The following is a 12,867-nucleotide window of genomic DNA, read 5'->3' as shown; positions in this document are numbered from 1 at the left end:
AACATATGGCGTTCGTCTCTTCCGGGTACAATCCCGACAAGCCGATGGAGAACCGCATCACCGACATCGGTCCCCGGTTCTACAAGGAATTCCTGCCTCCGGTCCTGGAGAAAAACTACGGCAAGTGGGTCTCCCACGAGATCCTCGAGCCCGGCATGCTGGTCCACGAGGCCGAGAGCGGCGACAAGGTCTACACCGTGCGCGTGGGTTCCGCCCGCCTGGTGTCCACCGAGTACATCCGCGAAGCCTGCGCTATCGCCAAGCAGTACTGCGATGGCTACCTGCGCTGGACCACCCGCAACAACATCGAGTTCATGACGACCTCGCTCGATACCGCCAAGAAGCTTAAGGCCGACTTGAACGGCCGCAAGTTCGACAAGGGTTCCTTCAAGTTCCCCGTCGGCGGCACCGGCGCTTCCGTGTCCAACATCGTCCACACCCAGGGTTGGGTCCACTGCCACACCCCGGCCACCGACGCCTCGGGCACCGTGAAAGTGATCATGGACGAACTCTTCGAAGAGTTCACCAGCATGCGCATGCCCGCCATCGTCCGCGTGGCCGTGGCCTGCTGCCTCAACATGTGCGGCGCCTGCCACTGCTCCGACCTGGCTGTCGTGGGCTTCCACCGCAAGCCGCCCCTGGTTGACCACGAGTACCTGGACAACCTGTGCGAAATCCCGCTGGCCATCGCGTCCTGCCCCACTGGCGCTCTGAAGCCCGGCAAGACCGATCTGCCCGACGGCAAGAAAGTCAACACCATCCTGGTGAACGACGAGCGTTGCATGTACTGCGGCAACTGCTACACCATGTGCCCCTCGCTGCCCCTTTCCGACAAGGAAGGCGACGGCATGATCATCATGGTCGGCGGCAAGGTGTCCAACCGCATCTCCATGCCCAAGTTCTCCAAGGTGGCCGTGGCGTTCATCCCCAACGAGCCTCCTCGTTGGCCCACACTGGCCAAGGTGTGCAAGAAGATCATCGAGGTCTACGCCGCTGAAGCCAACAAGTACGAGCGCCTGGGCGACTGGGCCGAACGTATCGGTTGGGAGAGCTTCTTCAAGAAGTGCGATCTGGAGTTCACCCACCACCTGATCGACGACTTCCGCGATCCGGCGTACTTCACCTGGCGCCAGTCCACTAACTTCAAGTTCTAAGAAAACCTCCGGGGGCGCGGGTAAAACCGCGCCCCCGGTAACAATCAAGCGAGGTTCTCAATGGACGACGCGCAAGCTAGACAAGTCATCATCGATACGTTGAAGGCCAAGACCAACAAGTCGAAATTCTACTTGAAGGACTTTTACGCCTTCCTGCCCGACATGAAGAAGATGGCCGTATCCAAGCTGGTCAACACCATGGTTTCCGAAGGCACCCTGGAATACTGGTCCTCCGGTTCCACCACCATGATCGGCCTCAAGGGCGCTGGCAAGCAGCACGGCACCGAAGAAGGCGAATAAGCCGGCCCGGCCGGTCAGCTTTCTCCGCGTTCCGCGCCCGTCTTCCCCGCAACACAGGGCTGTTGCGGGGTGGATGGTCGCGGGGCGTGGACTTCTCGTCTTCGGGGCCTGAAGGTCCCCTTTCTTTATGAATCCCATCCCTCGTCTTGTTCTGGCCGGTCTTTCCGGCGGCTCCGGAAAGACCATCGTGTCGCTTGGGCTCACTCGCGCCTGGGTGAACCAGGGTCTTGCCGTGGCACCGTTCAAGAAGGGCCCGGATTATATCGACGCCGCCTGGCTGGGCCTGGCCGCCAGACGCCACGCCAGCAATCTGGACCCGTTTCTCCTGGACGCTCAGACGCTCAATGGGTTGTTCGTTCACAAAGCGCAAGGAGCGGATTTGGCCTTTACGGAAGGCAACCGTGGCCTTTTCGATGGTGGAGACGTTTTGGGAAGTTTCTCTACCAGCCAACTTGCCAAAAGCTTGAACGCCCCAGTCATCCTGGTGATAGACGCCACGAAGATGACCCGCACCATCGCAGCGGTGGTACAGGGCTGCGCCAACTTCGAGCCAGGTTTGAATCTGGCCGGGGTTATCCTCAACAGGACGGCAGGTGAGCGCCATCGTGGAATTCTCAGGGGGGCGATCGAGCACTATACGGACGTGCCTGTGCTGGGTCTTTTGCCCAAGCTGCGCGAAAATCCCATTCCTGAACGCCACATGGGCCTGATCTCGAATCGGGAATACGAAGGACAGGAATCCATTCTTGACGGGCTGGCCAAGGTGGTTGCCGAGAGCTGCGACCTTGATAGGCTGCTCATGATAGCCCGGGATGCCGGCACATACCCTCCGGTCAAAGAGAATATCTGGCCGGAAATCGTCACCAGCCGAAAACCTCGCATAGGGTATGTGCTCGATGCCGCCCTGTGGTTCTATTACCAGGAGAACCTGGAAGCTTTGCGTAGGGCAGGGGCAGAACTCGTGGAGGTCAGCCTGCTTTCAGCAGACGAATGGCCTGTTCTTGATGGACTCTATCTCGGAGGGGGATTCCCCGAGACCCAGGCTCAGGCCTTGGCGGAAAATGAAGCCGCACGTGCACGGGTGCTAAATCTTTCCAGGGGTGGGCTGCCAATTTACGCCGAGTGTGGCGGATTTATGTATCTATGCCAGGAGCTCCACGCCGATGGGGCGGTATACCCCATGGCCGGGGTGTTTCCCCTGGCCACCACTCTCTGCGCCAGGCCGCAGGGCCTTGGTTACGCCGAGGCCATGGTCGTGGTGGAGAATCCCTTCCACCCGGTCGGTTATACGCTCAAGGGCCATGAGTTCCACTATTCCCGTTGCCTGGCCCAGTCGAATTTCACAGGCCAGGGGGCAAGGCCGCAATTCGCTCTCAGGATGGAACGGGGCTCAGGTATGATGGAGGGACTGGATGGTGTAGTCTCTGGCAACACTTTCGCCGCCTATACGCATATTCATGCCCTGGGCTCTCCGCATTGGGCTGTCAATTTCGTTCGCGAAGCTGCCAAAGCCAAAGAGGCACGGGTGGGGCGTACTCAGGCTGAGTGAGATGGAGACTGCTGGCCGTGAAGCGGAGTAATCCATGCCAGGGTTTGAATTTCACCGCGCCAACGAGCTAGTCGAAATGCTGGAAGGAACCAGCTAGAAAGAGGCTCGTATGTTTAAGCTCCGAGCTGCTTGTTGGCCCTCGCCAGGGCTTTCTGGGCCATGGCCAGGTCAGGCTGCGCGGCCAAGGCTTTTTCCGCATCGGCCTTTACCTCTTCCCACTTTCCTGCTCGAACCTTGATTTGGGCGGAGGCTGCCAGAAGCATGGGGTTTTCGCCGATTTTCTTGCGGGCATCACTTAGCACCTTGAGCCCGGATTCAACTTCTCCGAGTTTCCCAACAGCAGTCACCAGCAGGTCGTAGGCTCTGGAGTTGTCCGGGCTCACCTCGATGGCGCCACGGATATACTCCAACGATGCTTTGTGGTGGCCCTTGTCCATGAGTTTCATGGCCAGCATCGGGAAGAGTCCGTTTTCGTCCACGTGCAGGGTCACGGCCTCGCGGAAGTTGCGCTGCGCTTCAACAAGGTTGCCGTCTTCGAGAAGCTTCTGGCCCTTGATGATGCACTGGTCGATACGTAGCTTGCGTTGGCGCATCTGTTCGAGGGTCTCGCGTTCGATATCCTCCTGAACCTTCTTGTACACCGCGGCCACATATTGGAAGAGCTTGGGCTCCTGGCCCTTGACGTAGGGAATTCCCTTAGGGAGAAACTTCAAGACCCGGGGGCTTTTGCTCAGATTGGCGAACGCCTCGCGGAAGTGGCCCTCGACTTCAGTTTTCTCGGTGCCGGGCAGTTTCACAGTCACGAAGGCCTTGAGCGCGGCTGCCAGGGTAGCCAGCATCTTTAAGTCTTCGTTCTTAAGGTAAGAACTTTTGGACCGTGCCAGATCTTCCTTGATGGTCTTGCCAGTGATTTTCATCCAACAACCCTCGAGTTAGTGGGCTCCGCCCCAATCGTGCCCCACGCCCATGTCGGCCACGATGGGGACGTCCAATTCGACCACGCCGGTCATGAGTTCAAGAAGACGATTGCCGGCAGCAGGTCCTTGCTGCTCAGGCACCTCGATAACCAGTTCGTCATGCACCTGGAGGATGAGTCTCGCGCCGAGCGATTTCAGCGTCTCATCTTTGGCCACCGCAAGCATGGCCATCTTGATAATGTCTGCGGCACTGCCCTGGATGACCGTGTTTATGGCTTGCCGGCGCGCCTGGGATTCGAGTTGCGTGTTACGGGAACGTATGTCCGGTAGAAGTCTTCTTCTGCCTGCCAGTGTTATTACGTACCCTTTCTCTTTGGCCTGGTCCACAACGGACTGGTAGTAAACTTTTAGTCCGGAAAGCCTCTCGAAATATTTGAGGATGAAATCCTTGGCTTCATTCAGGCTCAGGCCGAGTTCACGGCCGAGCTTCTGCGGCCCCATGCCATAAAGAAGCCCAAAGTTGATGGTTTTGGCTTGGCGGCGCTGTTCAGGCGTTATAGCTTCCTGGGGCCTGTCGAAAAGAAGGGCGGCCGTACGGGAGTGGATGTCCTGGTTTAGCCGAAATGCCTCCAAAAGCGCCTGGTCACGGGAAAAATGGGCCAGCACCCGAAGCTCTATCTGGGAATAGTCGGCCGAAGCGAGCACCATCTTTGGTGCTGCTGTGAACAGTGCGCGCATGCGTCGGCCCAAATCCCCTCGGGCAGGAATGTTCTGGAGGTTCGGGGCGCTGGAAGAAAGCCTGCCCGTGGCAGTGGCCAGCTGATTGAACGTGGAATGGATGCGGTCGTTGGCGTCGGCAAGTCCGGGGAGAGGGTCCAAATAGGTGGAACGCAGTTTTTCCAGTTTGCGAAACTCAAGGATGGAGTCCACAAGCGGATGTTGTCCAGCCAATCGTTCCAGCACCTCGGCGGACGTGGAGGCGGCGCCTCCGGGGGTCTTGCCCGGAGCCTTGAGCCCGAGCCTGTTGTAGAGAACGTCTGCAAGTTGTTGGCTTGAGCGGATGTTGAAGCGCACTTCAGCCTGGCGGTGCATCTGCTCGGTGAGCTGGGCCAGCTTGGCGTTCACCTCCTGGGAAAACAAGGCGAACGCGGCTTTATCGATCCCTATACCGGCCCGCTCCATATCGACCAGTACGGGAACAAGGGGAAGTTCGAGTTCATGCATCAGCTCATCGAGCCCGGCCTGCGCCAGTCTATCCTCCAACCTTCGGGCCAAAGCCAGGCAAGCCAGCCCTTTTGAACCCCCAGGGACTTCGTCTGGGCTGAACCCAGGGTCGGACCAGAGTCCGTCCAGAAGCCTGTCCCAGGTGTAAACTCGGTCTTCTGGGCTTAACAGGTAGGCCGCGAGGCTTAAGTCGAACCAGAGCCCAAGTGGTACGGCCTCCCAGGCGCTGTCAGCCGTGAGAAGATCTTTAAGAGATGGTGTTGCCACCAGCTCGGCCTTGGCGAGCAGCGGTGCGATCTCTCCTGCGGGTGCTGCCACAACCCATTGTCTCCCGTGAACTGCCAGGAAATAAATACCATCGGATGGAACCAGTGCGACCTTTTCGCCGTCTAAACGAGGGAGGGAGGCAATTGGCGTTGGAGCGTCCAGCGGCTCTGTGTATCGCTCAGGAGTAGGCTTGGGTTCAGTTCCGAAAAGGGAAAGTTGGCCTCCGTTGCCGGGCAATGGAGCCGCAGGTGCAGGAACAGCGGTGGTCAAGGGAGCATCAGCGGGAAGTTCCCGGACGAGAGAGCGCAACTCGTAGGAATTAAGGAAGCCGGCGACAACGTCGCGCGGGGCAGGGGTCACAGCCAGGGATTCGAGAGTGACGCCCTCGGCTGCGTCAAGTTTGAGTCGAGTGAGATCTCTATAAAGGAAAAGGTCTTCCAGGTGGGGTTCGATCTTTTTTCGCCAGGCAGGCTTGATCTGCTCGATGCCACTTTTGAGCTGCTCCAGGCTCGGAAACTGGTTTACGATTTCAAAAGCTGTCTTGGGTCCGACCCCGGGAACCCCAGGGATGTTGTCGCTGGAATCGCCCATGAGGGCCTGGTAGTCGGGCCAATGGGATGGCCCGGGAGGAAATTCGGATTTGAAATCTGCAAGGGAGGTGAACCGTTCCTGCTTTCCGGAGGGATCCCAGAGGAACACCTGATTGTCCAGGCATTGGCGAAGGTCCTTGTCCGAGCCGACTATGACCACGGGTCCCCGGGGCTTAAAACGTGCAGCGAGGCTGGCGATGGTGTCGTCGGCCTCCACACCTTCTTCCCGCAACACGGGGAAACCAAGGAGCCTCACGCCCTCCATGATGGGTTCAATCTGCTGGGCCAGGGGCTCCGGCATTTTTTCCCGCTGCGCTTTATATGCGGGGAAAAGACCGGCTCGAAAAGAAGGCCCGCGTCCATCCACCACAAAGGCAACATGGCGCGGGCGTTCTTCACGCAATATTCTGAGCGCCAATCTGAGAACTATGTACAGAGCGTTGGTGGGAAATCCGTCGGAACGGGAAAGATCGCCGAACGCATAAAACCCTCTGTATATGTAAGAGGTTCCATCGATAAGAATGAGCGGCTCGGCGCCGGGGGGGAGTCGGTCCCGCAGGGGCATGAGGGGTCCTTTTTCTGGTCTTTTAACGGGTTAGCCGCGCTCTCGCAACCGGGACCCGTGTACGAAATAAAGGTTGCATGCCCCATCGTGATCTGCTACTCGAGCTACCATCACAAACCCTGGCGTGTTCATCTGTCTTGGGGAGAAACCCTCGAGAGGGTGCGACGCGTTGTTGGAGGTTACTATGATAAGATGCATTAATATCGTACTGCTGGCATGTTTAGCTTTCGGAGCCTATCATTACCGTCAAGAAACAGTCCACTTGGAATCTGTTTTGTCGTCAGTTGAGAATGAAAAATGCGACTTGCGTCTCGAAATGGAAAAGGTCCGGGACGAATCCACTTTGCTTCGCATGGTGGTTATGGCCAACCTCTCCAAGATAGCCGATCCCATTCCCAACAAAATGCTTACCGTTACCGCCTATACCTCCGTGGAACTTAGGACGTCCCCTGAGCAAGTGCTGCTCACCGCGTCACTCAGCAAACCCAAAGAGGGTGTTGTGGCCGTCTCCCGCGATCTGTTCCATCAAGGATGGGTCTTCGGAAAGAAGGTCTACATCAAAAATCATGGGGTATTCGTCATCACGGATCTGATGGGCAACAGTAAAACCAAGAGCGTGGACATCTACATGAATGATCAGGACCGTGCACTGCAGTTTGGAAAGAAGCAGATAGAAGTGGTGCTGCTCGACGTTTAGGAAGCCTAAGTACATGCCAGCACAGTCAGGGGCCCCGGCCCCTGATTTTTTTTGCTCTTTTCAACAGTTGAGAACTTGGTTATACCCGTGCCGGCTTAGGCAACGCTTTGGTCGCCAACCATCAGTTTCAGCATTGACGCCGCGAGTAACCGGCGCTTAAAAATTGAGGACTATTGACTCTATGGGGAGCGACGTCTGTTTCCCATGAAAGCGATACTCCGGAGGTACTCCATGATACTCCGCTCCCTGGCCTTGGCGTTGTGCATCGCTGCCGCCGCGCCCCAGGCACTTGCCCAGGAGTCTCCGCGTATGGACCTGGAAAAATCCGTCCTACGCGCTCTTGAGGCCAACCCGCAGATGCAGTCCGCCAAACAGCAGATTTTCGGCGCCCAGGAAGGCGTGTATGCCTCCGCAGCGGCGTTTGCCGCCAAGGGAACGGTGAACTATACGGCGACGTCGAGCACGTCGCGGTTTCCGTTCACAGTGTCGCAAACCGTCAATGGTACAACCGTAACTGGCGTGAGCACCCGCTGGTATGACCCCTCTCTTTTTGCCACGTTGGACTTAAACGTCAGCCAACCGCTTTTCACCGGGTTTCGCCTGCTGTCGACGTATCAAAAATCCAAACTGGCCAAAGACCAATCCGAATCGCTGTACAAGCGCACCGAGCTCACCCTGATGCGGTCGGTTCAGACCGCGTTTCTTACATTATTAAAAGCTCGGGCGGACGTGAAATCGAACGCCGACTCCGTTGCCCGTCTGGAGTCGCAGCTCAAGGTGACCAGGGCCTTCTACGACGTGGGCCTGCGTCCCAGGCTCGACGTGCTGCAGGCCGAGTCCGACCTGGCCAGCGCCGAGCAGGCTCTGCTGGCTGCCCAGAACTCCGTGGACATCCAGTTGGCCCAGCTCAACGCGTTTCTCAATATTCCACTTGAGCAGCCTGTGGATTACTTGGGCGAACTCTCCCAGATCCCTTTCAAGCTGACGCTGCAGCAAGCCCTGGATGAGGCCTACAAGGAGCGTCCGGATATAGCCATCGCTGTGAAATCCGTGGAGATGGCCGGGAAGGATGCAACCATCGCCATGAGCGCCGGGCTGCCTCAGGTCACGGCCAACTACGACTACATCCGCCAGGGTGACACGCTCACCCTTCGCGATCATATTAGCTCTTCGAGCTCGAGCGCTTATGTGGAACGGCATCAGTTCCAGCTCTCTCTCACCTGGACGGCCTGGGATTGGGGCAAAACCGTTTTCAGCTACCGCCAGGCCACGGATAATGTGAAGAAACTGCAGGCCGATTTGGCCAAACTGCGTCTGGACGTGGGCGCGGAGGTGAAAACCCAGTACCTGAACATTCAGGACGCGGCCAAGCGCATCGCCGTGGCCAAGACCGGCCTCGCCGCGGCGGCCGAGGGCTACCGCATGGCCGTGGCGCGCTACCAGGCTCAGGTAGGCACCAACACCGACGTTCTTGACGCCCAGGCCCGCGTTTCCAGAGCCGAGTTCCAGCTCACCCAGGCACTTACAGATTACCAGATCGCCATCGCGAACATCTACTATTCCATCGGGCGCAAGAACCTGAAGCTCGACTCCTGAGCGGGCAATCGCATTCTGACAAAGAAGCGGGGTATGTCATTGGCATACCCCGCTTTCGTTTTCCTCCCTGTGCCAAAGACGCTCGCATTCCGGGGGCATCTGGATTAAGAAAAAAATGCGGCTTCGCCAGAGGCCGCACAGTTTTTTAGGATGGCATCATGAACAAGGATTCGGTTTCAACGGTGGACATGACCGGCAGGGACCGCCTGACCCGGTTGGCAGATTTCTTCTTTGAAGTGAGCATGCTCAGGCGTACGCCGCGCACGGGATATCAGTTCTTGGGGTCCGGCTCGGAAAACGTGGCCGAGCATTCGTTCGGAACAGCGGTTATAGGGTATTCCTTGGCCAAGATGGCCGGGGCCGACGCGGCGCAGACCGTTCTTCTCTGCCTGTTCCACGACATTCACGAGGCCCGCACCGGGGACTTCAATTACGTCAACAAGCTCTACAATACCCAGGATTCCCGCCGCGCCCTGGCCGACGGCCTCAAGGGTACCGGTCTTTCCCAGCCTGTCCTGGAACTGCACGACGAGCTGGAGAGTGCCCAGTCCCTTGAGGCCATGCTGGCCCAGGACGCCGACCAGCTGGACCTGATGGTGAACCTCAAGGAGGCGCTGGACCTGGGCAACGTCTACGCGAAAAAATGGTTGGACTGCGCTCTTGGCCGCCTGCGCACTCCCCAGGGGCGCGAGGTGGCCCAGGCCATCATGACCACCGACCATACCGACTGGTGGTTCCTGGGCCCGGATGCATGCTGGTGGGAACGCAAGAACGGCAAGGAGTAGCAGGGTGCTTTTGGCGGTGATATCGGACACGCATCTGGACGGCCCTTCGGATTGGTTCAAGAGGTTTTTCGACGAACATCTGCGCCACGCCGACGCGCTGATCCATTGCGGGGACACGACAGGTTTAGCCCTTCACGATTTCATGGCCCAAAACCATCCCAATTTCCACGGCGTGGCCGGCAATTGTTGCGACTGGCGCGTGAGCCAGGAACTGCCGAGCATGTTGAGGCTCAATCTCGCCGGGAAGACCATTGGCGTGGCCCATGGCTGGGGAGACAGGCCGTCGCTTCCGGCCAGGCTGCCCGAAGCGTTCGGACCGGGTTTCGATCTGATACTTTTCGGCCACACCCATCGCCAGACCAAATTGCAGCTCGGGGATACACTCGTGGTGAACCCTGGCAGTCTGTCGCACGAAAAACCGTGCATGGCCTACGTTCGCCTGGGCGATAACATTGAGGTCGAGTTTCGTTGCTTCACCCTGCAGGGGTGAGGATATTCCCGTTTGAGGCCTGGTCTCTTTTATCATTTAGTAACAGGCGGGAGCCGGAAGATGACTGTCAAGGACGCCATAGCCAAGCGCCGTTCCATTCGAAAATTCACCAGCGAGGCGGTCAGCCGCGAAAGCCTCATGGAGCTCATCGAGGCCGCAAGACTTTCTCCGTCCGGGTGCAATTCTCAGCCCTGGCGTTTCCGACTGGTCACGGGGAGTTCAGAAATTGAATGGTTCGGCGGTCCGGCCACTGCCGAGCAACGCTGGGTGGGCAGGGCTGGAGCCGTGATCGTGTGCTGCGTTGATACCTCCGCCTACCTGTGCGACTCACGGGCCACGATCCGAGCCCTGCGCGAAGCGGGGCTCATGTCCCCGGAGTTCGCCGAGGATGTAAACGAATCGTACCTCAAGCCCGCCGAGGAAGGGCCGAAGGCGGTGCTCAAGGGTGCGGCCGGGCTCAACCTGGCCATCGCCATGTCCGCCATGATGCTCCGGGCCGTGGAGCTGGGGCTTGGGACCACGTGGATAGGACGATTGGACGAGGAGCTGATTAAAGAACGCCTGGGGTTGCCGGACAGCCTCGGCGTCGTGGCTCTTCTTGCCGTTGGTTACCCCGGCGAGAATCCGGAGCCGCGGCCTCGCAAAAGCCTGGAAGACATTCTGATCTAGGCTAACGGGATGTTCCTTGTGCCGGGGCGATGCTCGCAGCATGGTGCGCGGCTGAAAAGGTTTCGGCCGATGAAGCCGTATTGTCACTGTGCAAAACGCAGGCTTTCTGTTAGCACATGATCTCTCAGGATGAATGGAGTGGCTTGACAAAGAGTCATTTTTTTCACAATAAATCACTCCACGTGAATTTTTTATCATAGGGTGTCCCGGAGTCCCAAGACGCCGGGCGTATGGGCGGCCGTGTCTCGGCCGGGGCGGCAACTCGAGAAACCACACTATCCGTAAAAGGAGAGGAAACGAACATGTCCAGACTGGTTCCCCCGCATGGTGGCAAAGGCCTCACAATTTGTCTTCTGGAAGGCGCCGAGCGCGAAGAGGCCCTGAAGAAGGCCGCCGGACTGAAGAAGGTCATCATCTCCAACCGTGAGAAGGGCGACTTGATCATGATGGGTATCGGCGGATTCTCGCCCATTACCTTCTTCATGGGCAAGGCCGACTGGAAGTCCGTGTGCGAGAAGATGACCCTGACCGACGGCACCTTCTGGCCCGTGCCTGTTACCCTCTCCGTGTCCGCTGAAGATGCCGCCGGCATCAACGTCGGCCAGGAAGTGGCCCTCGAGTCCGAGAAGGGCGAGATGATGGCCATCATCACCGTCACCGAGAAGTACACCCTCACCGAAGAAGAGAAGAAGTGGGAGTGCTACCAGGTGTTCAAGGGCGCCGGCCCCGACTCCGCCGACGACGTGTTCTGGGAGACCGCTCTGAAGGATCACCCCGGCGTTCAGATGGTCATGAACCAGAAGCCCGTGAGCCTGGCCGGCAACGTGAAGGTGCTCTCCGAGAGCAACTACCCCGACAAGTACAAGGGTATCTACAAGCGCCCCGCCGAACTGCGCGCCGAGATGGACAAGAAGGGCTGGCAGAAGGTCGCCGCTCTGCAGCTGCGCAACCCCATGCACCGCTCCCACGAGTTCCTGGCCAAGATCGCCGTTGAAGTGTGCGACGGCGTGGTCATCCACTCCCTCATCGGCAACCTGAAGCCTGGCGACATTCCGGCCGACGTGCGCGTGAAGGCCATCGACACCCTGGTCGAGCACTATTTCGTGAAGGACCACGTCATCCAGGCCGGCTACCCCCTGGATATGCGTTACGCCGGTCCCCGCGAAGGCCTGCTGCACGCCACCTTCCGCCAGAACTTCGGCATCAACAACATGATCATCGGCCGCGACCACGCCGGCGTCGGCGACTTCTACGGCATGTTCGAGGCTCAGGAGATCTTCAAGCGCATCCCGTACGCGACCCCCGAGGCCGCCTGCGCCGTTGCCCCTGGCAAGGCTCTGCTCTGCCAGAACATGAACATCGACTGGACCTTCTACTGCTTCAAGTGCGACGGCATGGCCTCCCTGCGCACCTGCCCGCACGCCAAGGAAGACCGCGTCATCCTGTCCGGCACCAAGCTGCGCAAGATGCTCTCCGAAGGCGAAGCCATTCCTGACCACTTCGGTCGCGACGAGTGCCTGGCCATTCTGCGCACCTACTACGAAGGCCTGACCGAGAAGGTCGAGGTCAAGATGCAGCGCGCCGCCTCCGGCGACCACGCCAAGCAGAAATAGACGATTTCGGCTTACGCCGAACCCGGGGAGGCGCCGCATGGCGCCTCCCTTTTTTGTTGGATGTTCGAGGATTTGGCAGTATGAAGGCCCCGGCGGCCACACCGGTGTTACAGAAGTCTGGGGGCCGCCATCGCTGATGATTTCGCAGGAGCATTGTATGAGCGACGAGATCGCACTTGTTGAGGCTGAAATTGCGGATTTTGAAAAGCAGTTGGCGGAAACCATGGAGCGCATTCGGGCCTTGCGGGCCGAAGAGGACCCGGCCAAGGGAATATTCCGTAACTTGGAAATTCACACCGCGCAGCAGGAAAAGCTTCGGTTGGATTTTGAAATCCAGTACCGACAGGGCAAGATCAAGAGGTTGCGCTTCAGCGACTAGACCCTCCATCCGAAGAATCTCGGCGTGTACCCGGCCGACCTGAATCTTCCAGAGTGACGTTTGGGAGGCCGG

Annotated in this window: 10 protein-coding genes and 1 pseudogene; 9 read left to right on the top strand and 2 right to left on the bottom strand. The window is 58.6% G+C overall.

Annotated elements, in window-relative coordinates; genetic code table 11:
- The first annotated feature begins 5 nt into the window (after nucleotides 1–5).
- Nucleotides 6–1,454: pseudogene (dsrB, locus tag HY795_09155) on the top strand (dissimilatory-type sulfite reductase subunit beta).
- A gap of 127 nt (nucleotides 1,455–1,581) precedes the next feature.
- Complete coding sequence (locus tag HY795_09150; protein MBI4805389.1) at nucleotides 1,582–3,003, top strand: cobyrinate a,c-diamide synthase; 1,422 nt, start codon at nucleotides 1,582–1,584, stop codon at nucleotides 3,001–3,003.
- A 113-nt stretch (nucleotides 3,004–3,116) separates the two neighbouring features.
- On the opposite strand, the gene HY795_09145 is transcribed toward HY795_09150, so the two are convergent.
- Together HY795_09145 and polA are read right to left on the bottom strand one after the other, a co-directional pair.
- The gene (locus HY795_09145; protein MBI4805388.1) at nucleotides 3,117–3,920 is read right to left on the bottom strand and encodes a hypothetical protein; all 804 of its coding nucleotides are present in this window, start codon (nucleotides 3,918–3,920) and stop codon (nucleotides 3,117–3,119) included.
- Nucleotides 3,921–3,935: 15 nt separating this feature from the next.
- Nucleotides 3,936–6,566, bottom strand: a complete 2,631-nt coding sequence (gene polA / locus HY795_09140; protein ID MBI4805387.1) for a DNA polymerase I — start codon at nucleotides 6,564–6,566, stop codon at nucleotides 3,936–3,938.
- A gap of 304 nt (nucleotides 6,567–6,870) precedes the next feature.
- Here polA and HY795_09135 point away from each other — a divergent pair, with 304 nt between their 5' ends.
- The 7 genes from HY795_09135 (at nucleotide 6,871) to HY795_09105 (ending at nucleotide 12,795) form a co-directional block, all read left to right on the top strand.
- Entirely contained in the window at nucleotides 6,871–7,263 is a 393-nt protein-coding gene (locus HY795_09135) for a 3D domain-containing protein (protein ID MBI4805386.1), read from the top strand.
- 231 nt (nucleotides 7,264–7,494) lie between these two features.
- Nucleotides 7,495–8,859 carry a TolC family protein gene (locus HY795_09130; protein ID MBI4805385.1) on the top strand — a complete coding sequence of 455 codons (1,365 nt, stop codon included), beginning with the start codon at nucleotides 7,495–7,497 and terminating at the stop codon, nucleotides 8,857–8,859.
- A gap of 158 nt (nucleotides 8,860–9,017) precedes the next feature.
- Nucleotides 9,018–9,644, top strand: coding sequence for an HD domain-containing protein (locus HY795_09125; GenBank protein MBI4805384.1), 627 nt, complete (start codon nucleotides 9,018–9,020; stop codon nucleotides 9,642–9,644).
- Between the two features lie 4 nt (nucleotides 9,645–9,648).
- Nucleotides 9,649–10,134 (top strand): YfcE family phosphodiesterase, encoded by a 486-nt coding sequence (locus HY795_09120; GenBank protein MBI4805383.1) that lies wholly within the window; start codon nucleotides 9,649–9,651, stop codon nucleotides 10,132–10,134.
- A 60-nt stretch (nucleotides 10,135–10,194) separates the two neighbouring features.
- On the top strand, nucleotides 10,195–10,803 hold the full coding sequence (locus HY795_09115; GenBank protein ID MBI4805382.1) for a nitroreductase family protein: 609 nt from the start codon (nucleotides 10,195–10,197) through the stop codon (nucleotides 10,801–10,803).
- 302 nt (nucleotides 10,804–11,105) lie between these two features.
- Complete coding sequence (gene sat / locus HY795_09110; GenBank protein MBI4805381.1) at nucleotides 11,106–12,416, top strand: sulfate adenylyltransferase; 1,311 nt, start codon at nucleotides 11,106–11,108, stop codon at nucleotides 12,414–12,416.
- 136 nt (nucleotides 12,417–12,552) lie between these two features.
- Nucleotides 12,553–12,795 (top strand): hypothetical protein, encoded by a 243-nt coding sequence (locus tag HY795_09105; protein ID MBI4805380.1) that lies wholly within the window; start codon nucleotides 12,553–12,555, stop codon nucleotides 12,793–12,795.
- Nucleotides 12,796–12,867 lie beyond the last annotated feature (72 nt).

The organism is Desulfovibrio sp. (assembly GCA_016208105.1).
Taxonomy (GTDB): domain Bacteria; phylum Desulfobacterota; class Desulfovibrionia; order Desulfovibrionales; family Desulfovibrionaceae; genus Fundidesulfovibrio.
The sequence above is the reverse complement of the archived record's forward strand: the minus strand, read 5'-3'. Positions and strand labels throughout refer to the sequence as shown.